General features: G+C 38.8%; 21 protein-coding genes. 10 read left to right on the forward strand and 11 right to left on the reverse strand.

Annotated features, from left to right (window positions below):
- Window positions 1–282: 282 nt before the first annotated feature.
- The 4 genes from NL42_RS18220 to yccS all read right to left on the reverse strand — a co-directional run bounded on the left by NL42_RS18220 (window position 283) and on the right by yccS (window position 6770).
- The gene (locus NL42_RS18220) at window positions 283–1068 is read right to left on the reverse strand and encodes a YdcF family protein (RefSeq protein WP_461313843.1); all 786 of its coding nucleotides are present in this window, start codon (window positions 1066–1068) and stop codon (window positions 283–285) included.
- A 113-nt stretch (window positions 1069–1181) separates the two neighbouring features.
- Window positions 1182–3764 (reverse strand): PepSY domain-containing protein, encoded by a 2583-nt coding sequence (locus tag NL42_RS18225; RefSeq protein WP_461313819.1) that lies wholly within the window; start codon window positions 3762–3764, stop codon window positions 1182–1184.
- A 155-nt stretch (window positions 3765–3919) separates the two neighbouring features.
- Window positions 3920–4495: a hypothetical protein gene (locus NL42_RS18230; protein ID WP_461313820.1), complete on the reverse strand. Its 576-nt coding sequence runs from the start codon at window positions 4493–4495 to the stop codon at window positions 3920–3922.
- A 100-nt stretch (window positions 4496–4595) separates the two neighbouring features.
- Window positions 4596–6770, reverse strand: coding sequence for a YccS family putative transporter (gene yccS, locus NL42_RS18235; RefSeq protein ID WP_461313821.1), 2175 nt, complete (start codon window positions 6768–6770; stop codon window positions 4596–4598).
- Window positions 6771–6896: 126 nt separating this feature from the next.
- Here yccS and NL42_RS18240 point away from each other — a divergent pair, with 126 nt between their 5' ends.
- Window positions 6897–8111 (forward strand): multidrug effflux MFS transporter, encoded by a 1215-nt coding sequence (locus NL42_RS18240; protein ID WP_461313822.1) that lies wholly within the window; start codon window positions 6897–6899, stop codon window positions 8109–8111.
- A 25-nt stretch (window positions 8112–8136) separates the two neighbouring features.
- Here NL42_RS18240 and NL42_RS18245 read toward each other — a convergent pair whose 3' ends face one another.
- A complete protein-coding gene (locus NL42_RS18245) occupies window positions 8137–8844 on the reverse strand; it encodes a nitroreductase (protein ID WP_004639026.1) in 708 nt (235 codons plus the stop codon).
- Between the two features lie 508 nt (window positions 8845–9352).
- Between NL42_RS18245 and NL42_RS18250 the strand changes: the two genes are divergently transcribed.
- The 6 genes from NL42_RS18250 to sbmA all read left to right on the forward strand — a co-directional run bounded on the left by NL42_RS18250 (window position 9353) and on the right by sbmA (window position 15473).
- On the forward strand, window positions 9353–9556 hold the full coding sequence (locus NL42_RS18250; protein ID WP_151743387.1) for a hypothetical protein: 204 nt from the start codon (window positions 9353–9355) through the stop codon (window positions 9554–9556).
- A 184-nt stretch (window positions 9557–9740) separates the two neighbouring features.
- Window positions 9741–9881, forward strand: a complete 141-nt coding sequence (locus NL42_RS18255) for a hypothetical protein (protein WP_132071758.1) — start codon at window positions 9741–9743, stop codon at window positions 9879–9881.
- 99 nt (window positions 9882–9980) lie between these two features.
- The gene (locus NL42_RS18260; protein ID WP_461313823.1) at window positions 9981–11456 is read left to right on the forward strand and encodes an alanine/glycine:cation symporter family protein; all 1476 of its coding nucleotides are present in this window, start codon (window positions 9981–9983) and stop codon (window positions 11454–11456) included.
- 169 nt (window positions 11457–11625) lie between these two features.
- Complete coding sequence (locus NL42_RS18265) at window positions 11626–12600, forward strand: patatin-like phospholipase family protein (RefSeq protein WP_461313824.1); 975 nt, start codon at window positions 11626–11628, stop codon at window positions 12598–12600.
- A gap of 203 nt (window positions 12601–12803) precedes the next feature.
- On the forward strand, window positions 12804–14039 hold the full coding sequence (locus tag NL42_RS18270) for a threonine ammonia-lyase (protein ID WP_461313825.1): 1236 nt from the start codon (window positions 12804–12806) through the stop codon (window positions 14037–14039).
- A 237-nt stretch (window positions 14040–14276) separates the two neighbouring features.
- Complete coding sequence (sbmA, locus tag NL42_RS18275; RefSeq protein WP_461313826.1) at window positions 14277–15473, forward strand: peptide antibiotic transporter SbmA; 1197 nt, start codon at window positions 14277–14279, stop codon at window positions 15471–15473.
- Window positions 15474–15513: 40 nt separating this feature from the next.
- Here sbmA and NL42_RS18280 read toward each other — a convergent pair whose 3' ends face one another.
- On the reverse strand, window positions 15514–16263 hold the full coding sequence (locus tag NL42_RS18280) for a DUF4850 domain-containing protein (RefSeq protein ID WP_461313827.1): 750 nt from the start codon (window positions 16261–16263) through the stop codon (window positions 15514–15516).
- Window positions 16264–16384: 121 nt separating this feature from the next.
- Between NL42_RS18280 and NL42_RS18285 the strand changes: the two genes are divergently transcribed.
- The 3 genes from NL42_RS18285 (at window position 16385) to NL42_RS18295 (ending at window position 18887) form a co-directional block, all read left to right on the forward strand.
- Window positions 16385–17449: a DUF1176 domain-containing protein gene (locus tag NL42_RS18285; protein ID WP_461313828.1), complete on the forward strand. Its 1065-nt coding sequence runs from the start codon at window positions 16385–16387 to the stop codon at window positions 17447–17449.
- A 38-nt stretch (window positions 17450–17487) separates the two neighbouring features.
- Window positions 17488–18258, forward strand: coding sequence for a hypothetical protein (locus NL42_RS18290; RefSeq protein ID WP_461313829.1), 771 nt, complete (start codon window positions 17488–17490; stop codon window positions 18256–18258).
- A 110-nt stretch (window positions 18259–18368) separates the two neighbouring features.
- Window positions 18369–18887 (forward strand): hypothetical protein, encoded by a 519-nt coding sequence (locus NL42_RS18295; RefSeq protein ID WP_461313830.1) that lies wholly within the window; start codon window positions 18369–18371, stop codon window positions 18885–18887.
- Between the two features lie 101 nt (window positions 18888–18988).
- On the opposite strand, the gene NL42_RS18300 is transcribed toward NL42_RS18295, so the two are convergent.
- From NL42_RS18300 to gatC, 5 genes are all read right to left on the reverse strand, one after another.
- Entirely contained in the window at window positions 18989–19567 is a 579-nt protein-coding gene (locus NL42_RS18300) for a DJ-1/PfpI family protein (protein ID WP_461313831.1), read from the reverse strand.
- A 171-nt stretch (window positions 19568–19738) separates the two neighbouring features.
- Complete coding sequence (locus tag NL42_RS18305; RefSeq protein WP_461313832.1) at window positions 19739–20203, reverse strand: hypothetical protein; 465 nt, start codon at window positions 20201–20203, stop codon at window positions 19739–19741.
- A 111-nt stretch (window positions 20204–20314) separates the two neighbouring features.
- Window positions 20315–21784 (reverse strand): Asp-tRNA(Asn)/Glu-tRNA(Gln) amidotransferase subunit GatB, encoded by a 1470-nt coding sequence (gene gatB, locus NL42_RS18310; RefSeq protein ID WP_461313833.1) that lies wholly within the window; start codon window positions 21782–21784, stop codon window positions 20315–20317.
- Complete coding sequence (gene gatA, locus NL42_RS18315; protein WP_461313834.1) at window positions 21784–23262, reverse strand: Asp-tRNA(Asn)/Glu-tRNA(Gln) amidotransferase subunit GatA; 1479 nt, start codon at window positions 23260–23262, stop codon at window positions 21784–21786. Before gatA ends, gatB begins: the two co-directional genes overlap by 1 nt.
- Window positions 23263–23315: 53 nt before the next feature.
- Window positions 23316–23630: an Asp-tRNA(Asn)/Glu-tRNA(Gln) amidotransferase subunit GatC gene (gatC, locus tag NL42_RS18320; protein ID WP_000107699.1), complete on the reverse strand. Its 315-nt coding sequence runs from the start codon at window positions 23628–23630 to the stop codon at window positions 23316–23318.
- Window positions 23631–23680 lie beyond the last annotated feature (50 nt).

Raw genomic sequence — 23680 nt, forward strand, 5'->3', positions numbered from 1 at the left:
TGTAATTTGAATTATTTACTAGATAAACGAATTATTTGACTGATTTAAGCATTATAGTCTGAGTTATAAATTAAAAATATTTGCCAAAAATTTTATTAAGAGCTTTGTTTTAGACCGATTAGGCACTTTATTCTCATTAAATTCATCTTACTCGCTTGTGCATAAAGATCTATCTTTATGGACATTATTTATAATTTTTATTAAATTCATTTGTGGCAAGAGCGAATATTTCTTAGATAAAAAAACTGCCATTTTTAATAGCAGTTTTGAAATTAGTTCGTCTTAATATTCTTTTAAAAACCATCCACTTGCAAAAGCAAAGTATTCTCGTAACCAAGAGTTGTAGCGAGTAGCTAAAGGTGTTTCTGCCGCCACCGTATAAACTTGCGTATAACCTTGTTTTTTAGCAATAGCCGCTGCTCGTGGAGTGTGAAAATCACTTGTTACAATAGCTATTGGTTGGTTAAGGGTAATGTTTTGCTGTGCTAATAGGGGCTTACTATTTTTTAAATTAAGCTCAGTACTGGTACTTTTATCTTCAAGTATCATTCGTTCTTTTGCTAAATGATACTTTTGCTCTAGATAACGAGACATCACTAATGCTTCGCTTTCCTTTTCTGAAAAATCCAGACCGCCAGTTAAAATAACTTTTGCTTGAAGCTGTTTTAGGGCAATAGGGGCAGCTGCATCTAAACGTTTTGCAAGAGTTTTGGATGGTTGACCATTTTCAACACCACTACCTAATACGATGATGGCATTTACTGGAGGGAGGTTTTGACTTGTTTCTTTATTCTCTTTAATAAAGTCAAAAAAATAGCCTAAGCTAATTAGCCAGATCCAGAGGCATAACCAGCCGAAACGCCAAAAAGTATGTAAGCGGTAATGATAGAAGAAAAAACGTTCTAAATGATAATAAAATAAAGAATAGAGGCAGAAGAAAGCGCCCAAAATTAAAGGGATAATTGTACCGAGATTAATTTTATTGAGACAAATTAGAACTAGCCCATCTAGAAATAAAATTGAACCAATGATTGCTAGGAAAATACGGATCCACTTACTGACTTGCATTGTGTTTAGAGTTGCAATTTGAATTGCAGACAGTGTATGCAAAATCATTCTGAATGCAATAAAAAACCGAGTAAAGCATTTGCGCTATTACTCGGTTTTTTATTTATTGGCCTTTAATAAACATCACGGCGATAACGGCCTTGTTGTCTTAATTCATCTAGCTGTTCATCACCTAGAATTTCAACAAGCGCTTGGTCGACTCCGCTTGCCATGCCATCAATACTACCGCAGACATAGAGAATAGCACCGCGTTCTATCCAGCTTACTAATTCGGCTGCATTTTGACGGATTACATCTTGAACATATACGCGTTGTTCTTGATCTCTGGAAAATGCTAAATCTAAGCGTTTTAACATTCCTGTTGTTTGCCATGCTTCAATTGTTGATGCATAGAAGAAATCACATGCTCTTTGACGTTCACCAAAGATTAACCAGTTCTCAGTGTAATTATGACGAGTACGCGTGTGTAATAGGCTCATTAAGCCCGCAATTCCGGTGCCGTTACCAATACAAATAATAGGGCGGTTGTCATCAATAAGATGGAATGATTCGTTGGTACGAATACGTAAAGCAATTTCATCATTGACTTGTGTGTGTTGAGTCAGCCATCCAGAACCTAAACCTAAATTTCCAGATGCATCATATTGTTGACGAACAACTAAACGAAGCACTTGCTGGGAAGGAATGCTGGCAATTGAATATTCGCGTGTTGGTAGAGTCGGGAGCTGTTCTAATAAATGATCTACATTAGCAAATGGTTCAATTTCGCCTGTTAAATCTTTATTCCAAAGTGCTTTTTCAATCGAAATCTGTAATGAGTCAACTTTGGTATTTTTTAGAATATGATGCTTCTGCAGAAAATCGTGAATACGTTCAGAGCTATTGCTAGGTTGAATTTCAGCAATATCACCCGCTTGCCATAGTGCTTCGTGCTTTGCATTAAGCTCAATATTATAAGCAGGTTGACCTAAGCTATTTGGGTTGAGTAAGTCACGTTGTTGCAATATCCATGTATCAAAGACTTTTTCTAAATTTACAGCATGCAAATCTAATTTAGTTGCTTTCGCGAGTGCCTGATTCCAGTTTTGAATATCCGATAAGTTTGCATTATCAACTTCAATCGTACTAAAGAGGGCATGAGCACCATTAGTTTTAAGCCAGACATCTACCGCATGTCCAAAACTACAATACGTATCAGGATATTCTCTAGAGCCTAGCGCCAAAACGGCATAGTTCATGTGCTTAAGTTCCAGATCCACTTTTAAAAGCTTTTTAGCAAAGCTTGTAGCGAGATCAGGCGCATCACCAGTACCATAAGTACTGATTACAAATAAAACCTGCTCATGCTGCTCTAAATCAGACTGTGTTAGTTGCTGTACAGGTTTAACCTGAACGGGTTGATGAGCTTCTTGTAAACTTGTCGCTGTACTCCAAGCGAGTTGCTCAGCGACGCCAGTTTGAGTTGCATAGGTAATAAGCCAAGGTTTTGCATTTGGATCAATGTATTGTCCAGCTAAAGACTGACGAGCGGCCTGTGTCAATTTTTTCTGTTTACGACGTTTAAGATAAAGCATCAACCCTGTAGCAAAGAATAAAGGCATTGCCAATGAAGCAAGCATTGCAGCAAATTGATAAATTGGTCCAAAGAAGCTACCACGATGCACGGGTAACATACTGCTCATGATCTTTTGATTAAGCTTTTTATCTTCGTAAAGCTCCATCTTTTCGATATTGCCAGTTTGATAATTATAGATGGCTTGGTTGCGTGCACGTTCGTGTTGTGGCATCGCATCGACAAAGCTTAACTCAATTTTTCCATCATCTTTTTTAGGTAAACTTAATGTTAGGGTCGAATAATCACGTCCGACCTGGCTATTGAAGCCGCTCCATGTTTGATTAAGTGCCGTAATGACCTGAGTATTGTCTAATTGTGGTTCTGCTTTTTTATCATTATTATGGTCAGATCGTTTGCCTTGTTGCATTCCGCGATTTTGAGGAGTAGCGCCATGGCCTTGTGGTTTAGGTTGTTCAACGCCCATCACTTTGAACATGCCACTACGCCACCAGTCATAAGACCAATATAGACCCGTACATGCGAAAAGAAGATAAAAAACAATGACCCATGTACCAACAACAGCATGTAGATCCCAGATGAAATTTCGGCCTTTCAATTTAGGTTTAACAGCGAGCCATTGACGGGCAGAATGCTTTTTAGGCCAGCGTAAATACAATCCACTGAGTACGAAGTAAATTAACATGAGTGCACAGGCACCAGTAATTTGTTTGCCAACTTCACCAGCGGTTAAATTACGATGAATTTGTTGTATGAGTAACAACAACTTTCGGCCTTTAACATCGGGCAGAACTTGAGCGTTATACGGGTTAACCATCATATTGTAGCCACGACGTTCCCCTTCTTTTTCAATATTTACAACAGAAGAAGAGGTGGGGTCCTTGGCAATCGTAATGCTATTAATTTTAGTTTCAGGCTGAGTTGTATTGAAATGTTGATATAGCTGAGCAGGCGTTAATTTTGGTGTGTTTTCAGCTTGAACAACATAACTATCAGAATTCACCCATTTTAAAATCTGTTGGTCATAAGAATAAATTGCACCTGTTACACCCATAATTGATAAGATGAGGCCAGCAGTAATACCCAGAAACCAATGAATTTGAAATAAAATTTTTTTAAACATGGTCGAAAATGTAAATATGATGGAGATCTTGTAACGAAGTATAGCCGAAGATTGAGTAGATAATATGGATTTTGGAGGTAATATTAATTTTCATTATCATTTGTTTTTACTGTACTAAAAAACCTCCATAAGGAGGCTTTCTATAAAATCAAAACTTACAGGGTTTTCGGTTCGCCTACAGATTCTTTTAAGTGAGTGCGAATCGTATTGAACGAGAAGTTTTTAGAATCCATGCGCTTAGGTAAAATATAAGCACCTTGTTGTTCTTGGCCTTTTGGATCTTTTACTTTGAAATTTACCAAAATAAAATCAGGTGCGTTGTACCATTCATAGATATTTTTCCATCCAATTGTACCAACACCTTCTTGATGGCCCATTTGTTGGCGCATCACGATGCCATGAGGCTGTACACCTAAACGAATCCCTTTGATTTCCTGTACCGGAAATTCATTCATTTTGCGTTTAACGTACCATTCTAATCCGTATTTACGACCTAGGTAGTAAAGTACTACAGCGACAATAGCAACCCAGCAAAAAATAGTAGAGTAGTTCTTGATAAGAACAAGGCCTAAAATAGCTAGGACTAAAACTGCACCCATAATCGCCCAAATTTTTGTGCTGATTTTATTGGTGCTGCGCCAGATAAGAAGCTGAGCATTACGTTGTTCAGCTTCTGACACGTCATAGGGAACAGGCTGAAGCGTATAAGCGTATAAAGTTTTCGCGGTCATAGTGCAAATAACAAATTGTAAACTGTTTTAAGTTTAGCACTAATTGGCATAGGTCAGGAAAGGATATTATGCCAATTTAATACTAAATTCCGAGTCAAATTTATAATGATGCAAGCTCACTGGCATCATTATCAAGATCATGACTTAACCGTTGTTTTAACATACTAAATCTGTTCAACACACCAAGCATGAGCGAGAGCTGCTGTAAAATAATGAGTGATTTTTGGTCATTTTCATCATTTTGGCTTAGACGTTGACGAACCGTTTGGAGCATATTTTGTGCTGTAAGATCAGGCATTTCGTCTCTTAATAGAGCACCTTGAATATCATCAAGTGCTTGGTCTAATAGTTTAAGAACAGCTTGATCATGAATGTTTTCTCGATGTGCCCCAAGTGCTGCGATATAACTTAAAAATGTATGGTTTAAACATAAAAATTCAAAAATATCGGATTTACGAGTCGGGTCAAAGTCTGGTTCAGTTGCTAAAGTTGAAATAAGCGAAGCAACTTCAGCATCTGTATTATGCGCAGCTCGACGTACAATTCGGTAATTTAGCGCATGATTACGGCCTTCATGATATTGTTTAACGACTTCAGCTAAATAATTACATTGGGCTTGTAGTGAGCGTCTGATGTTGCGAGGTAAGCGTCGGAATTTCCAGTCAGGCCAAATAAAGGTCACACCAAACCAAGCTAAAGCACATCCCATTAAGGTATCTACAAATCGAGGAATGGCAGCAGCCATCGCTGAACCGTCTAGGTTAAAGTTAATTAATGCCAAAATGGTGATAAAGGCAGTTGCCTGCGCATATTGTTTACTGCGTAATTCAAAAAACAGCACTCCACTTAATATCAACATGAATAGTTGTCCTTCGGTCGAAGGAATTAAGAAGATAATCGCAAGTCCAACGAGAATACCAACTAATGTCCCAACAATTCGTAAACGTAAGCGGCGTTTGGTCGCGTTAAAGTTGGGTTGGCTTACAAATAGGGCTGTAAGCATAATCCAATAGCCATATTCAATATGAGTCATTTGAATAAACACATATCCAATAAACAGAACAATCGAGACGCGAATTGCGTGGCGGAACAGAACAGATTCAGGAGTTAAGTTCTGTTTTATTCGGATGACGATATCATTCCATCCTTGTAAATCATCATCTTTCAGCTGGTTCTCGGCTTGTTTGACTTTATCCGATTGAATGTGTTGTTCAGTTTCCAAGTTGAGTAATTGGGAGTCGATAGATTTTAAATTTTGGTATAAAGCGAAAAGAGCATTCACCCATAAAAGGTCATAATGTTGATCACGACGTAACTTTTCTAAAGAGAGGCGTAGGTTTTCAAAGCTTTGTTTAAACCTTTTATTATGGTTATAAGGTTTACGTTGCAAAATACATTCATTTAACTCTTGGCAAGCTTTGCCTTGAACCGCCAAAATTCGTTGGAATCTAAATAAAATATCACTGTGCTGAAAAATTTTGGCTAATTTTTGATAGTCAATATGAGCTGAGTCAGCACGTTCATGAATATCTTGAGCAACAAAATAATAATGTAAGCTTCGGCGTGTATCTTTTTGCCCACGGTCGCCTTTTAAACGAGTCAATAAAGCTGTTTTTAAGTCATTAAAAATCGTAATTAACTTACCGTTTTCTAACGACAGCTCGATCATACTTTGCTGATAGCTGGCAGGAGTCATATCTACATCAAACAAGTTTGATTTTGCAAAAAGAAAATCACCTAGGGATGCATAAGAAGCAGCCAGTTTGTCTTGTAGTTGTCGAACCGGAAATAATAAAAAGCTAATAGTAGCAATGAGGCCATACCACGCGGCGCCTGCAACTAAAAGGGCAGGTTGGATATACCAATGATCAAAAAGGTGAACACCTAGCATGGTATAGACTGAAACAACTAAACAGCCATAAGAGATGGTTGCGTAACGACGTCCTAATGAGCCTAGTAAAATCCAGCCAATACATGACGCAATTAACCCCAAAGCAAAAGCCATTGGGTAGGGGAAAAGTAGTTGTACAGAAGCTGCGGTAACAAAGAACCCAATATAAGTATAAATCAGGTTCATGATTCGCACGGAAAAGCGATCATCAATATCGCTTAAGCCTGCCGCGACTACACCTAAAGTGAGGGGAATTGTTGCTAATTGATAGCCTAAAAAATAAGGCACGAAAGCAGTTCCTGAAAAGGCTATCAGCATTCGCACGTTATACATAAATGTTGTGTTATAAGTCGCTCTTTTTAGGCGTTTAAACCAAGATTTCAAAGGAAGTCCTTGCTGATCAACCTGAGGATAAAGGATTTGTGTATTTCTACACCAATGTTGCACAAATCATACGATAGACAGTGTAAGCTTGTCTGTATGCAAATGATTGAAAAATGAAATATCGTTATGTCTGAACAAACAGCCCAGCGTCAATACTCTATTGGCTGGATTATGTTGCTCGCTTTACTTACGGCTTTAGGGCCATTATCCATCGATATGTACTTACCTGCTTTGCCACAAATGGCGCATGATTTTGGGGTAAGTACACAAATGGTGGCCAATACACTACCAGCTTACTTTTTTGGCCTAGCTGTTGGGCAGTTGGTTTATGGTCCTCTAAGCGACCGGATTGGTAGAAAAAAACCACTTTATTTTGGTCTCGCGCTTTATGCAGTCGCAAGCTTATTTTGCGTGTTGGCGACAAATGAATGGGGCTTGATTGCTGCGCGTATTTTGCAAGCTTTAGGTGGCTGTGTCGGCGTAGTTATGGCTCGTGCAGCAATACGCGATAAATTAGATGTTCAAGGCTCAGCGCAAGCTTTTTCAAGCATGATGATTGTAATGGGACTTGCACCAATTTTGGCACCGATGATTGGAGCATGGATTTTAATCTGGTTCCCTTGGCAAGCTATTTTTATTGCCCTTTCAATTGTTGGTGTAATATGCTGGTTGTGCGTACATTTCTTTTTTAAAGAGACCTTGGCAACTGATAAAAGACTTAAGCTTTCACCATATCAAGTAGTGACCCTCTATGGGGCTATTTTCAAAGATGCAAGTTTCCGCTTACCTATGTTTGCAGGGTGTTTAACAGGAGCCGCGCTATTTTGTTATATCAGCTCAGCACCAGCGGTATTCATGGATCAGTACGGACTTAATCAGCAGGAGTTTGCTTACGCATTTGGACTAAATGCTTTTGGCATTATGTTGATGTCATCTTTAAATAAGCATTTAACATCACGTGTTGAAATCACTAAACGGTTAAAGACAGGTTCAGTCGTGCAAGTGACTGGAGCCATTATCGTTTTTGTGGCGGGTTTAATTCCCGCTGCGCCTTTATGGCTTGTTATGTTAGGGCTATTTTTAGCTATTTCAGGCATTGGTTTAACAGGACCAAATGCAATGGCGCTCGCAATGTCTAAACAAGGTGCTCGCGCAGGTACGGCGAGTGCAATTATGGGAAGTATGCAATTCGCTTGTGGCCTTTTAGGTGGCGTATTACTTAACTTCCTTATTTGGTCTGCATCGCTCAACATGGGCGTGATGATGGTGTTATTTACACTAAGCGGTTTTATTGTCGTATTAAAAGCGACGAAACAGGTAACAATAAAGCCATTCTCATAGTTTTAAAAGAATGGCGACTTAGATCTTATTCGTCTAGAAAAACTGTGAAATTTTCGACAGGTTCTCTAGGTGTAATGAAGGTATTTACAATGTGATTAGGATCAGCATGACCTAACGCAATTGCACAAACTAGCTCTTCATCATCTGATGCACCCAAGATATCTAAAACAATAGGGTGAAAATGGTTCCAAGCTGCTTGTGGGCATGTATCTAAACCTCGTGCCTTAGCAGCAACCATCACGTTTTGGATCATCATTGCGATATCCATTTTAGACCCGATTCCCATGGTTTTATTTACTGTAAAGAAAAGGCCGGCTGGTGCATCAAACAGTTTAAAGTTACGTAACTGTTGTTCAGCCATTTTTTCTTTTTCGCCCTTTTTAATTTCGAGTAGACCATAGAGCCCCCAACCATTTTCGCGGCGGCGGTCAATAAAAGGGGATATCCATTTTTCAGGGTAATAGGCAAAAGTTTCTTTATATTGTTCTGCAAGTTCCGGGTTTTTTGAAACTTCGATTTGTGCTGCACAGACACGTTCAACCATTTCATTACGCTTGTTGCCTGTTACTACATAGACTTTCCACGGTTGAGTATTTGTTCCAGAAGGTGCTCGACTTGCGACTTGTAATATATCTTTAATAACTCCTGACTCAATTGGAGTATTTAAAAAAGCGCGGACAGAATGTCGAGAAGTGATAGCTTCATCAACGAGACGAACTTGTTCCAGATTCATGAGATACTCCTATATCATTTTCTTAAATATTTCATACTTTATTGAAGCTTAATTTCATGTTTTGAAAGTACTTCATTTATAAGCAAAAAATATTAGAAAAGAGATATTCTTACAGGTATGATAATTTAATTAGTTTAGACATATTGTCTGATTAATCATAATTCGAATATGCCACTTTAGATTTAAATAGACAAAATAGTATGATTTTGTCGGTTATAAAAATAAAAGCATAACAGTGAGTGGGTGAAAAATATTCAATTGAAAAAAAGGTATAATATGTTTAAAAACAGTACAAAACGGATAGTTTTATATAAAATATGACCATTTTTTATATAAAATTTTAATGAAAAATATACACAAAACTTTAAATTTCTGCATAATACCGACTTTTTTACGCAGGTATGATTTCTCCATACTCACGTTAGGAAATAGTGGCTGCAAACAAAATCCCTTTACAAAAGGATTTAGGTGCAGAAATGGAGAAATACACGAGGTATAGGAGCTTTACATGAGTCTACCACTCATCAACAAGCAGTTCATGAAACAAGGATTGGCGATTACCATTGCAACCATGAAAATGAACGTAACTCACGCAGCTACTGGGCCACAAAAAATACAACAGCTTAGTACAGGTCTAAACGCACTCTTCTTTGATCATGGAGAAAAGGGCGCAGATAGTCGCGTTATGGCGATCGCTTGTTACAGTCTTTGAAATTTATATCCAGTTTAGACATTTGCTCAAAAGTATATGTAAATATGCTTATTGGCTTAAATCCAGATTTTGTATAACTCGCTTGATTGATGGGAATCATTAGACGAGTTTATTTAGCGGTGGTCATTTGTTAGTTTCCAAGTTTGTAGCTGAGTCGATGCATACTGTTTTTCCAAAAGCGGAAATTTTCAGTAGTGCAATGATATTATTTTGTCTGAAGGTCGCTTTCTCTCATGCAACCTTCAAAGGCTTAGTGTTGGGCATGATGTTGCTTAAACTTGTGACGATAATTGCTATTCAATTGACATTAAAAGTTTTTTCTTGAATTTACTGAAAAGTCCCGGTTTCTAGGGGCTTTTTTGTTTATTGCAGTATTTTGGCATGTGCTTTTAGCACATTAGCAAGGAACGTAAGCGGACCGAGTATGAATGAACAACTCAATGCCACACTGATGTCGTGGGTAAAATTTTTTAATGACCCTTTATGGGACTTTTTGGTTATTTTCTTGCTGGCTGTAGGTGTTTTTTATACGGTCTTAACAGGAGCGGTGCAAATTCGCATGTTCTTGCAAAGTATCCGAGTGATGAAAAGCAGTCGTACAGAAGGCGAAGATGAGCATGGTCTTACACCTTTTCAGGCGTTTGTAACAGGCCTTGCGAGCCGTGTTGGGGTAGGTAATATTGCTGGTGTAGCAATTGCCATCGCAATTGGTGGCCCTGGTGCAGTGTTCTGGATGTGGGTAACAGCTGTACTTGGTATGAGCTCTGCTTTTATTGAGTCTACGCTTGCTCAACTATTTAAAGTTAGAGATAGTAAGACTAAACAGTTCCGCGGTGGACCGGCCTACTATATTACTCAAGGTTTACGCAGTAAAACCTTTGGTGTGGTCTTCGCACTTGCATTGATCTTTACCTACGGTTTCGTATTCAACTCGGTTCAAATCAATGCGATTGCTAATGCATCTTCACATGCTTGGGGTTGGGACAAAGCTAATCTTATTGCTCATTTAGGTGGTGTTGATCTAGAAATTTCATGGGTTGGTCTTGCTCTTGTAGTTTTAGTGGCATTGGCAATTTTTGGTGGTATTAAGCGTATCGCTAAATTTGCAGAGATGTTTGTACCTTTAAAAGCAGGTCTTTATCTATCTGTTGCTCTCTATATTGCAATCAGTAACTATGCAATTTTGCCTGATATTTTAAAGCTGATTGTAACTGATGCTTTCAATTTTAAGTCTGCAGCAGGTGGTTTCTTTGGTGCGGCAGTGTCAATGGCAATGATGCAAGGGATTAAGCGTGGTTTATTCTCTAACGAAGCAGGTATGGGTTCTGCACCAAACGCAGCAGCTGCGTCTGATGTAAAACATCCTGTAAACCAAGGTTTGGTACAAATGCTCGGTGTATTTGTAGATACTTTTATTGTATGTACAAGTACCGCAATCATTATTTTGGTTTCTGGCGTTTACCAAGATGCAGGTTTTGTCGGTGTTGAATTAACACAACGTGCTTTAGAAACTCAAGTGGGACATTGGGGATCAGACTTCCTTGCTGTTCTATTATTCTTATTCTGTTATTCAGCTGTATTAGGTAACTATGCCTATGCAGAAGGTAATGTACAGTTTATTAATAACAATCCGAAAGTCATGTTCATCTTCCGAATTTTTGTATTGGTGATGGTGTACTTCGGTGCAATTGGTAGTGTTCCACTCGTTTGGTCTATGGCCGACTTGTTTATGGGTATCATGGCAACCATTAACTTGATTGCAATTTTACTGTTAACACCGATGGCACGCACATTGTTGAAAGATTACCGTGAACAATTGAAAAAAGGCATTAAAGAGCCTGAGTTTAAAATTGATAAATATCCGGAATTGAAGAAAAAAGTCGATTCAGATATCTGGTAAGTTAAAAAAGGCCTCTTATAAATAAGGGGCCTTTTTCATAGGGGGACAGATAAAATACTTGAGTCTAAATTTTAAACATGACAAATTAAATAAATTCGATACAGCTTTTCACGAGACTAGCAACTAAAATTGCAATCCGAACTTAAACCTCATAGTGCGAAGATAGGCCATGAAACAGCTTAAATTGTGGGTTCTCGGACTCTCTATAGTGTTGGCAGGATGCCAGACCACTACACATTTGTCTGCTGCTCTAAAACCGCAAACGACGGAGGCCTATGCTCGCTCTGTTGATCAGCCATTTGCACGAATTAAAAAACAGCAAAAGCGTCCTATTGTTGCGCTCGTTTTGGGTAGTGGTGGAGCACGAGGTTATGCCCATATCGGTGTGATTGAGGTTTTGGAGCAACATGGTATCCGACCAGATTTTATTGTAGGTACCAGTGCGGGTAGTATTGTTGGAGCACTTTATGCCAGTGGCAAAAGTCCTGCTCAATTACGTGATACTGCTTTAAAAATGAAAGCTGGCGATGTACGTGATATTAGTATCGGACTAAAAGGTTTTTTTGATGGTAAAAAAGTAGAAAACTACGTTAACCAGCAAGTAAACAACATGCCACTCGAAAAAATGAAAATTCCAATGTATGTGGTTGCAACCGAATTAAAGCATGGCACTAAAACTGTATTTAACTATGGCAATACGGGACAAGCTGTTAGGGCATCTGCTTCAATTCCGAGTATGTTTGTACCTACTAAAATTGGAAAATCAGAATATGTCGATGGCGGTTTAGTCAGCCCAGTACCAGTTGAAGTCGCACGAGATTTAGGCGCTGATGTGATTATTGCTGTTGATATTTTAGCTCAGCCGATTTACACAGAAACATCGAATGTCTGGGGACTGTTTAACCAGAATATTAATATTATGCAAGGTCGTTTAGCAGCAGAAGAATTACAATATGCGGATGTTGTTATTCAGCCAGATTTAAGAGAAAAAGCCCATATTTTTGATGTGAAAGGCCGTGAAGCTACCATGAAATCGGGCATCGATGCTGCCAATGCCAAACTTTCCGATATTCAGTTTGCTATTGATGAAAAAATAGCTGAACAGAATATGTCTACTGAAGGGTTAAGTGCACAAACTCAATAATTTAACGTTAATATTTTGAAAATTAAATAAAAAGCCTGATTAGGGCTTTTTTTATATGAGTTTAAATCCTTAATTTTTGGAATAAAAATTTTTGTATATTAGGTATATGTTGGATATGCTGAAAACTCTGATGACCAATATAAAATATTGATGTCATTTTTAAAAAATAATTGATTTGTAATGTATTGAGGCTGACTAGATAAATGATACAGCAACAGGTTAAAAATGGGTTTCCAACATTAGATGATGTTCATGCTGCCGCAGAGCGTTTGGAAGGTTTAGTCGTAAAAACTCCTTTTGTTTTCTCAGAAACCATTTCTAAAACCTTAGGGGCTGAGATGTGGCTGAAATTTGAAAACTTACAATTTACAGCTTCTTTTAAAGAGCGGGGTGCACTGAATAAACTGTTGTGTTTATCTGACCAAGAAAAACAACATGGTGTTATTGCAGCTTCGGCAGGTAATCATGCGCAAGGCGTAGCGTATCATGCTCAGCGCACAGGCGTAACAGCGACCATTGTGATGCCGAAGACGACGCCAAATGTTAAGGTACAGCGAGTACGTGAATACGGCGCACGCGTTATTTTGCATGGACAAGACTTTTCAGAAGCTGCTGCTGAAATGCATCGTTTAGCACAAGAAGAATCTTTAACGATTATCCATCCATTCGATGATGCAGAAATTATTGCAGGTCAGGGGACCATTGCGCTCGAAATGCTTGCAGCTGTGCCTGAACTAGATATTTTAGTTGTGCCAATTGGTGGTGGTGGTCTAATTTCTGGTATTGCGATTGCTGCTAAGGCTATAAATCCTAAAATTAAAATTATTGGGGTGCAATCGGTTGTATATCCAAGTATGGCGAAACTCCTCTGTAATTATCAGCATGCAGTTTCAATGGGCTCTACAGTTGCAGAAGGTATCGCGGTAAAAACTCCGGGTGAGCTTACGACTCAAGTTGCTAAACAATATGTTGATGACATTGTTGTTGTCACAGAAGACATGATTGAAGAGGCAATTGCACTGTTACTTAATATTGAGAAAACAGTGTGTGAAGGGGCTGGTGCGACAGGTATTGCTGCAATTATGTCTCGTCCTGATCTCTTTTTAGGTCATAAATTAGGTGTAGTGCTGTCTGGTGGCAATATTGATACACGCGTTATGGTCTCTGTATTGCAACGTCATTTAACGCGTACAGGTCGAATGGTCCGTATTCGTGTTGAATTGCCAGATAACCCGGGTGCTTTGGCCCGTTTAACAGCAATTATTGCTGAGCAAGGTGGTAATATTTATGAATTGCGTCATGAGCGCTTTGCAGCAACCAGTCGTGCCAAAGAAAGCGCCGTGAGTGTTGATGTTGAGCTTAAAAGCGCTTCGGATCTAGATTTGCTGATTCAGGCAATGCAGTTGGAAGGCTATATTGTGCGTAAAGAAGAGATTTAATCTCTGATATTGCTGTGTTATAAAAGCCGTATATGGCTCTATCGAGAGTCATATACAAGGTAATTTAAATGGATTAAATTGCCAAAAAGGGATGAATTTACAAAAAAACGATCAAATCCTTCAATGAAACGAGAAAAACTGACAATTCTCTAAACTTTGTACTTCACAATTTTAAGGTTTAGGTTTTAGTATTCCTTCCATTGTAAATTTGAAGAAATATAAGGATATCCACGCTCAATGTTCAAATCATTTTTTCCATCACCACGGTATTTTTTTATATCAGTGGTCGTTTGGCTCGCGCTAAATATGGTGCTCTGGTATACAGGTGGGGATCATTGGGGGGAGTATTTAGGCTTTCCTCATGGTTATGCAGATGCTGAGTTACCTATTGGTGTAAGTCGATTTTGGTCACCTGCATTTTTATGGTTCTATCTCTGGTTTTTAGTCTCTACTGCTCTTTTTGCTGGTTTTTGGAAGATAATTTCTAATAATCCATGGCAGCGTTGGTCTATATGGGGCTCTGCATTTATTTTATTTAATATCTGGTTCAGCGTTCAGGTCAGTGTTGCGATTAATGCATGGTATGTACCATTTTGGGATTTAATTCAAAAAATGCTTTCTAGTGGCGGGGGAAATGTTTCGGCACTTTATAGTGAGACCTTAGTGTTTCTTTATATTGCAATGGTGGCTGTAACTCTAGCCGTGATTAATGCTTTTTTTACCAGTCATTATGTATTTCGTTGGCGTACGGCAATGAATGAATACTACACAGAACATTGGGAAAAGCTGCGTCATGTAGAAGGTGCCTCACAACGTGTGCAAGAAGATACGATGCGCTTTGCAACTATTTTGGAAGATTTAGGTGTTGAGCTGGTGAAAGCAATCATTACATTGATTGCGTTTTTACCTATTTTATTTCATCTATCTAAATACGTTCCTACATTACCCCTTATTGGAGAGTTAGATCATTCTTTAGTTTGGGCGGCAATAGTCTGGTCAATTTTCGGAACTGTTCTGTTAATGGTCGTAGGTGTAAAATTACCAGGCTTACAATTTAACAATCAAAAAGTAGAGGCTGCGTATCGTAAGGAGTTGGTCTATGGCGAAGATCATGCAGACCGTGCAAAACCTGCTACCTTGCGTGAATTATTTAGTAATGTACGGAAAAACTACTTCCGTCTCTATTTCCATTATGCCTATTTTAATATGACAGCGATTTGGTATGGTCAACTTGATATTTTATATAACTTAGTTGTTCTTTTCCCATCAATTGCTGCTGGTAAACTTACATTAGGTTTAATTCAACAAATTGCAAATGTGTTTGGACGTGTACGTGAATCTTTCCAATATTTAATTAGTTCATGGAAAACAATTATTGAACTACTTTCGATTTATAAGCGTTTAAAAGCTTTTGAATCGATACTACATAAATAAAAGAAAACCCGCGAAAGCGGGTTTTCTTTTATTTGTGGACTTAATGAGTCGCGTTATAAAAATTGAGAATAGGACCAACTAATGACTGTTGTGATTTATCTAAGGTGACTTGAATTTCTTTATAGTTGAAAGTGTCTTCGTCATCATATTTAGCAATGCCATGTGTTTTATTATTCACTTGCGGAATTTGATAACTAAAAAAAGCCACTTTTTTAGAAGGATGAACAATATTGATGAGTTTTTTAGGGTCTTTATAGCCACCAAACTCATTTTCAATACTTTCTTTTAACAGTTCAGGAAAGTAGAGCGTTGCATTTGGCAATCCACATCCAACACAAAATGAAGAGTCATAAAGTTCTATTGCTTGTTTTTGATCTGGACTCATTATTAGAGCAAAACCACTACCGTTGGCACCTGCATTTGCTTGCACATCTTGCCAATTTCTAGGCACAAGCACTAACCCTGTTTCAGGTAATGCCAGAAGCTTAAGCTGCTTGGCATGTTGAGCATCAAGCTTAAAATTAAAGCGGCAATTTTTTAGTGTGCATTTTTCAAAATCTTTAAGTAAACCATCATCTGTTGGGCTCAGCGCAGTAACACCATAAAATGGCACTGTAATACCATTTAAAAATTTTGCTTCTCCGAGAGCGTAGAGCTGATTATCTGCTTTGCGAGTTGCGGCAGAGCTATAAAACTTTGGGAAATGAGGAGTAAAGCTTTTTACTTCGGCATGTGTAATTGAAGCTGTACCCACTAATGTGACACATAGTAAAAAATTCAGTTTTTTCATTTTAAAAAAGTAATCATTTAAATTTTATATCAACCTAGCATATTCTTTTAAACTAGATGTTAGTCCAAAATTTTAAACTGTTTTAACTTAATAATAAAACAGACCAGCAGAGACATGAAAAATGAAAAAAATCCTTTCAATTTGCTGTTTATCAGTCATCAGTTCTTATGGCTTTGCTCAAGACATAAAAGGTATTTCATTTTCACACCAAGAATGGGAAATCTCTTGTAGCAATACGGGTACATGTAAAGCTGCAGGCTATCAAAATGAAGAAAATGGCGATAATCCAGCATCACTTTTATTGGTACGTAAAGCAGGGTCCAAACAAGCTGTGCAAGCTGAATTTGCTTTATCAGACTATGAGCAAAGTTTGCCAGCCAATCAGCTTAAAAATATTCATTTTTATGTAAATGGCAAAGATTTAGGTGCTGTGACTATAGATGGTACCGATTTGCCAATAATGGGTAAATTAAACAGTTCGCAAATCAATGCTGTACTACAACAGTCTAAACAGAAAACTGAAATTTTATTTAAAAATACACAGCATGAATGGAAAATTTCCGATGCAGGAATGACCGCTGTGTTATTAAAAATGGATGATTTTCAGAAGCGTATTGGGACTGTTGGTGCTTTGGTTAAAAAGGGCAGTGCCAATGAAACTAAAGTACTTATGCCTGAGCCAAAATTGGTTGTTAAACATATTAAAACTACAGCTAAACCTTATTTAACTTTACAGCCTAAAAGCAAGCAGTACCAAGTAATACACCGTAGCTTGATGGCAGTTAATCCAAATCCTAAAGAAGACTTTTGTGAAGGAATTTATGGAGGTAATAGTGATGGAGCTGAGCCACAAGAAATCGAGCTATATAAACTAACCAATAAGAAAGTTTTGGCGACTACGTTGTGTTGGAGAGGTGCTTATAACGAGGGGGATGGGGCATGGGTGCTCGATGAGTCTTTGATTGGTAAAGCAACGTTTGTGACAGAAACAGCTTCTGATTTCGATAGCGGTATTATTAGTAGTGCTCAAAAAGGAAGAGGCATAGGCGATTGCTGGGCAAGTGAAGAATGGGTCTGGGACGGTAAGAGTTTTGTACACACAAAAGATATGTGGACAGGGATGTGCAAAGGCTTGGCAGCAGGTGGGGTGTGGGAGCTTGATCGAATTGAAGCTATTGTAAAATAGCCATTTTTTTGAAGAAATCTCATTAGGAAAATAAAAAAATGATTAAAAGTAAAATAGAGATAGCTTTCTTAGTTATAGCAGGAATGTTTGCTTGTTTTGCCAAGCCTGCTTTTGCTGCGTCCTTAAGTATTTTAGAGTTTAAAAAAACACAATTAAGTCAGAATGAGCAGGCGCAACTTTGCATACAAGTTAAAAAGCTTTGCGAGCATCTTGACCAATGGCGAGTTTTAAAAACAGCAGATCGGCAGTTATGGCTTCTGTCGGGTGGAGATATTATTCAATTTAACGGCTCTACAAAGGGACTCAAACTATCGAAACAGTGGCATGTAAATCTCTCTACTCAAAAGGAGGGTACATCTGATGGGCAATTTATTTTTCCCAAGCTTTTTCCTATGACCCAAAACCGTTATGCCATTGCTGTAATCGACTCATTTTCTGAAATGTACTCAGGAGGCGGTGCGAATATTGAACGAGCTAGTTTTTATGAGTTAACAGATGCTGGCACTACACATCAATTTATTGCGAATTATCCATTTAGTTTTAGTCGTATGATCAGAGCTTGTTTTTCTGAGCAAGATTATGAAAGTTCTCAAGGAAATTGTCATGATGAGGATTCTTTAAGTTTGGATATTCATCCAGTCAAACCGCTAATGTGGCAATTCCGCTATCGTTATAATTTAAGCGTATCACCTGCCTCAGATTCAGATGAAAAATCTTATCAGGGCAGTAGAAACTTAAATATTGATTTAAATAAAGCACCAGAACAGCCAAATATTCCAGAAGCATGGAATTATGCCGGAATGGGCTAATTATTAAAGTAATTGTTAAATTTGAAGAAATAGACGATTTACAGAGTCATAACAGGTAACACCACTAGCTCTGTGATACAAAGAACAGATTATTTATTGGAGCTAGACCTATGTCACGTCAAGTTTATGCGATTGCTCGCCGTAAGTTTTCACATTTGAGCCATTCAGTTTGTATGGCAGTTGCTGTACTGGGTACAACACAAATTGCGGTGGCGGGTCCAACGGTTGATCAGTTAAGTGACTGTTTAGTTAAGGCTACAACGGCTTCAGACAAAACCACTGTGCTTCAATGGACATTTACGGCTTTAGCTGCCCATCCTGATTTAAAAGCATTTAGTAATGTAACACCTGAGCAAAAAGATCAGTTAGACCAAAAACTGGCACAGGTTTTACAACGTGTAATCGTAGAGCAATGTTCTACTCAAACCAAAGCTGTGATTCAGGCGGAAGGTGTTAAGGCAGTCGGAGAGGCTTTCCAGCAGTTAGGTCAAAGTGCGGGCGAAGATATTGTTAAAGATCCAGCGGTCAAACAGCAGTTACAAGGTACATTGCGCTATATCGATTTAAATAAATTGGTGACGACGTTTTTAACCCCAGAGATTTGGAATAAGTTGGGAATCACGAGATAGTAATTTAGTTTTCTGCTTCTCAAATAAATGAACGTAACCTGCTATTAGACGAAATGTGTTTCTAACTAACAGCAGGTTTTATTTTTAATGGCAAGATCTACTTAAATACTAATCGTCACCCCTAAAACTTTTACAAACTGCGCTAACCAAGCTGGATGTGCAGGCCAAGCAGGCGCTGTCACCAAATGACCATCTGTAACTGCTTCAGTCACAGCAATATCTGCATATTGTCCACCTGCCAATTTTACTTCGGCAGCACATGCTGGATAAGCTGAGCAGAGGCGACCTTGTAATACATCTGCAGCTGCCAGTAACTGAGCGCCATGGCATACGGCTGCAATTGGTTTTTTCACTCGATCAAACTCACGCACAATTTCGATAACACGTTCATTCATGCGTAAATATTCTGGTGCACGACCACCCGGAATAACTAGACCTACATAGTCTTCGGTATTAACGGCATCAAAATCATAGTTAATCGCAAAGTTGTGGCCACGTTTTTCGCTATAAGTTTGCTCGCCTTCAAAATCATGAATAGCCGTCGCAATATGATCACCATTCTTTTTATTGGGGCAAACAGCATGCACGGTATAACCTAAACCAGTTAAGAACTGAAAGGGAACCATAGTTTCATAATCTTCAGCATAGTCACCGACTAACATTAAAATATTTTTAGACATGATTTATCTCTCTTTTTTAAAATATTAAGTTATCTGAGTTCTTAATTTAAATTAGCACAGTCACTGAGTAATTCTTTAGAAAAAAGCGCATTCTTTAGTCGAAGAATGTTTCATAAGTGATGTAAAAAAGCCTCGATAAATTGAGGCTTTTAAATTTATGGGGTCTTTTTTTTATAACTCACAAGCTTTACGTTGATATTCGCGACGGTTAAAGACGTATTCCTTACCATTCCATCGATAAATAGCAAAACAGAAGCCTGGCCCCCCATTTTCAATATCAGGCCAACCATCTTTGCCTTTAGTTTTCAAAAAGGTAGGTATGCCAGAGTCGCTAAATATTTTTTCCCATTTACCGTCTTTTTGCTGTGAAACAATATAGTAGCCAACACCCGTATTGCCATAACACATACTGCTACTATCTTGAATAACAGCATCTTTACGGCTATCACCATTCAGATCTTTATAAATAATAATTTCACCAGTATCGCAGTTACCTTTCCAGCCATGTTTTGTTTTTTTGAAATCCGCGGCTTTAAATATAGGTGCTACTTCACTCTTTGGAACTGGAATAGCTTGAGCAAAAATTGTCGAGTTTATTAACAATAAAGAAGTCGTAATAAGTAATCTATTTTTCATGGTTAATCTGTTCAGCATAGTTATAGCTTAAAAATTTATTGTGGATTCATTGAGTTTTTAAATAGATAAAAAACCCGCTCTAAAGCGGGTTTTTCTAAAAATTGGATTAGCTTAACCAATCAATTTCTTCATTAATTCATTTACTTGAGCAGGGTTAGCTTTACCCTTAGAAGCTTTCATGACTTGACCTACAAGACCGTTAAAGGCTTTTTCTTTACCAGACTTGTACTCTTCAACCATTTTTTCATTAGCTGTAAGTACTTCTTTAATGATTGCTTCAATCGCACCAGTGTCAGTTTCTTGCTTTAAGCCTTTTTCCGCAATAATGTCATCGGCAGATTTACCTTCCGATTCCCACATAAAGCCAAAGACTTGCTTTGCAATCTTGCCGCTGATGGTGTTATCAACAATACGTGCAATCATGCCACCAAGCTGTTCAGCAGAAACAGGAGAGTCTGCCAAATCTAAGTTTGCTTTGTTTAACGCGCCTGAGAATTCGCCCATCACCCAGTTTGCCGATACTTTACCTTGTGCAGCACCGCCCGCAGCAGACACAACAGCTTCAAAGAAGTCTGCCATTTCGCGTGAAAGCGTAAGTACATGTGCATCGTACTCAGTTACACCAAAGTCTGCGATAAAGCGTGCACGACGTGCGGCAGGTAGCTCTGGAAGTGCAGCGCGAGCAGCTTCGATTTGCTCATCTGCAATAATCACTGGTAACAAATCTGGATCTGGGAAGTAGCGGTAATCGTTCGCTTCTTCTTTAGAACGCATTGAACGCGTTTCCATTTTGTTTGGATCGAACAAACGAGTTTCTTGATCGATGCTTCCGCCGTATTCCAAAATTTCCATTTGGCGTTCAATTTCAACATTGATCGCTTGTTCAATGAAACGGAATGAGTTGAGGTTTTTCAGCTCACAGCGCGTACCAAACGGTTGTCCCGGACGACGTAAAGACACGTTACAGTCTGCACGGAATGAACCTTCAGCCATGTTACCATCGGAAATACCTAACCAACGCACAAGTGTGTGGATTGATTTGATATATGCCACTGCTTCTTCAACTGAACGCATGTCCGGTTCAGAAACGATTTCAAGTAAAGGTGTGCCAGCACGGTTTAAGTCAATTCCAGACATGCCTTCAAATTGGTCATGAATCGATTTACCCGCATCTTCTTCAAGGTGAGCACGAGTTACACCAATGCGTTTGGTTGTGCCATCTTCAAGCTGGATGTCGATGTGGCCTAAGCCAACAATCGGGTTATCCATTTGGCTAATTTGATAGCCTTTTGGAGAATCTGGGTAGAAATAGTTTTTACGTGCAAACACAGATGCTTGATCGATGTATGCATCAATCCCTAAGCCAAAGCGGATTGCAAGATCAACTACTTTTTCATTCAAAACAGGGAGTACACCCGGCATTGCCAAGTCTACAAGGCTTGCTTGCGTGTTTGGGTCTTGACCAAATTCAGTTGATGAACCAGAGAAAATTTTAGAATGGGTTGCAAGCTGAGTGTGGATCTCGATACCAATAACGACTTCCCAACCGTCAATCAATTTCAACTTTTGAGCTTCAGCCATTATGCATTCTCCTCAGCAATTGCCGCACGTTTGGTATGCCAGTCAGTGTTTTGTTGGTATTGATGAACAATTGACAATAATTGCGATTCTGACCAGTAGTTACCAATTAATTGTAAGCCTACAGGTAAGCTGTCTTTATCAAAACCAACAGGAGCATTAATCGCTGGTAAGCCTGCTAAGTTCACTGCAAGTGTATAGATATCGCCTAAATACATTTCAGTTGGACTTAAGTTCGCACCAATTTTGTAAGCAGTCGTTGGTGCAGAAGGAGCAGCAATCACGTCTACATTTTCAAATGCTTTTAAGAAGTCTTGTTGAATTAAACGACGTACTTTTTGTGCTTTCACATAGTAAGCATCGTAATAACCCGCAGAGAGTGCATAAGTACCAATAAGGATACGACGTTGAACTTCTGGACCAAAACCTTCTGAACGTGAGCGCTTGTAAAGATCCATCAAGTCAGCTGGGTTTTCACAGCGGTGACCATAACGAACACCGTCATAACGAGATAAGTTAGAAGATGCTTCTGCTGGCGCGATGAGGTAATACGTTGGGACATAGGCTTCAGTCATGTTGAGGTCAATCTCAACAAGTGTTGCGCCCATTTCTTCAAGCTTTTTCAAAGACTCTTCAATACGAGCTTTTACGTCAGCATCTAAACCAACAACGTTAAAGTACTGTTTAGGAATACCAATGCGTAAACCTTTTACAGATGTACCATTTAAGTTCGCAATGTAGTCATCGACTTCTTTTTTAACAGAAGTTGAATCTTTTGCATCGTGACCTGCAAGCACATTCATCAGGTAAGCACAGTCTTCAGCAGAACGTGCCATTGGACCTGCTTGGTCAAGTGATGATGCGTAGGCAATGATCCCGAAGCGAGACACACGACCATAAGTCGGTTTTAAGCCTGTTAAGCCACAGAAAGAAGCAGGTTGGCGAATTGAACCACCTGTGTCAGTACCAGTAGCAAAAGGTGCTAAGTCAGCAGCTACGGCAGCAGCAGAGCCACCAGATGAACCACCCGGAACACGGTCAAGTGCCCATGGGTTGCTCGTTGCTCCAACATACGAGCTTTCCGAAGTTGAACCCATGGCAAACTCGTCCATGTTCACTTTACCTAAAGTGACTAGACCAGCAGCTTTAGTTTTTTCAACAACAGTTGCATCGTAAGGAGAGATGAAGTTATCAAGAATTTTTGAACCAGCAGTTGTTTTAATGCCTTTGGTACAAAAAATATCTTTGTGTGCCAGAGGAATACCCGTTAGAGCAGTTGCATTACCAGCTTTTAATACAGCATCGGCAGCGTCAGCTTCTGCAAGCGCTTGTTCAGGTGTAACCGTCACATAGCTTTTAACTTGTGAATCGAGTTTCGCAATACGTTGCAAATAGTGTTCAGTCAGTTCGCGAGATGAAAACTTCGATTGGCTTAAGCCCTCAGCAAGTTCACGAATTGATAAGCGATGTAAATCAGTCATGAGTAAAATTTCTTTACATTCAAAATAGGGAAGATGGGTTAATTGAGTAAAAGTTATTCAATCACGCGAGGAACAAGATACAAACCATCTTGAGTTGCAGGTGCAACTGCTTGGTACTCATCTCGATGATTGCTTTCTGTTACCACATCAGCACGTAAAGGTTGAGGATTATCAAAAGGACTTTTTAAAGGTTCTACGCCTTCAGTATCAATGCCTTTTAAGGTTTCCATCATGCCTAAAATTTTATTTAGACTTTGAGCATATTCAGCAGATTGCGTATCATTGAGCGACAATCGAGCAAGATTGGCGATTGCTGAAACTGTTTGTGCATTTAAATCTGCTGAATGCTGTGCATCCGATGTAGACATAACATCACCTAATCAGTATTAAAAATTTTCAAAATATCGTGCGTTATAAT

Source organism: Acinetobacter sp. GN11 (genome assembly GCF_054823985.1).

Bases quoted from the DNA above. Each gene is read 5' to 3' on its own strand.
- NL42_RS18220 (WP_461313843.1), bottom strand. From the start codon at position 1,068: ATGCAAGTCAGTAAGTGGATCCGTATTTTCCTAGCAATCATTGGTTCA.
- NL42_RS18225 (WP_461313819.1), bottom strand. From the start codon at position 3,764: ATGTTTAAAAAAATTTTATTTCAAATTCATTGGTTTCTGGGTATTACT.
- NL42_RS18230 (WP_461313820.1), bottom strand. From the start codon at position 4,495: ATGACCGCGAAAACTTTATACGCTTATACGCTTCAGCCTGTTCCCTAT.
- NL42_RS18240 (WP_461313822.1), top strand. From the start codon at position 6,897: ATGTCTGAACAAACAGCCCAGCGTCAATACTCTATTGGCTGGATTATG.
- NL42_RS18245 (WP_004639026.1), bottom strand. From the start codon at position 8,844: ATGAATCTGGAACAAGTTCGTCTCGTTGATGAAGCTATCACTTCTCGA.
- NL42_RS18250 (WP_151743387.1), top strand. From the start codon at position 9,353: ATGAGTCTACCACTCATCAACAAGCAGTTCATGAAACAAGGATTGGCG.
- NL42_RS18260 (WP_461313823.1), top strand. From the start codon at position 9,981: ATGAATGAACAACTCAATGCCACACTGATGTCGTGGGTAAAATTTTTT.
- NL42_RS18265 (WP_461313824.1), top strand. From the start codon at position 11,626: ATGAAACAGCTTAAATTGTGGGTTCTCGGACTCTCTATAGTGTTGGCA.
- NL42_RS18270 (WP_461313825.1), top strand. From the start codon at position 12,804: ATGATACAGCAACAGGTTAAAAATGGGTTTCCAACATTAGATGATGTT.
- sbmA (WP_461313826.1), top strand. From the start codon at position 14,277: ATGTTCAAATCATTTTTTCCATCACCACGGTATTTTTTTATATCAGTG.
- NL42_RS18280 (WP_461313827.1), bottom strand. From the start codon at position 16,263: ATGAAAAAACTGAATTTTTTACTATGTGTCACATTAGTGGGTACAGCT.
- NL42_RS18285 (WP_461313828.1), top strand. From the start codon at position 16,385: ATGAAAAAAATCCTTTCAATTTGCTGTTTATCAGTCATCAGTTCTTAT.
- NL42_RS18290 (WP_461313829.1), top strand. From the start codon at position 17,488: ATGATTAAAAGTAAAATAGAGATAGCTTTCTTAGTTATAGCAGGAATG.
- NL42_RS18295 (WP_461313830.1), top strand. From the start codon at position 18,369: ATGTCACGTCAAGTTTATGCGATTGCTCGCCGTAAGTTTTCACATTTG.
- NL42_RS18300 (WP_461313831.1), bottom strand. From the start codon at position 19,567: ATGTCTAAAAATATTTTAATGTTAGTCGGTGACTATGCTGAAGATTAT.
- NL42_RS18305 (WP_461313832.1), bottom strand. From the start codon at position 20,203: ATGAAAAATAGATTACTTATTACGACTTCTTTATTGTTAATAAACTCG.
- gatB (WP_461313833.1), bottom strand. From the start codon at position 21,784: ATGGCTGAAGCTCAAAAGTTGAAATTGATTGACGGTTGGGAAGTCGTT.
- gatA (WP_461313834.1), bottom strand. From the start codon at position 23,262: ATGACTGATTTACATCGCTTATCAATTCGTGAACTTGCTGAGGGCTTA.
- gatC (WP_000107699.1), bottom strand. From the start codon at position 23,630: ATGTCTACATCGGATGCACAGCATTCAGCAGATTTAAATGCACAAACA.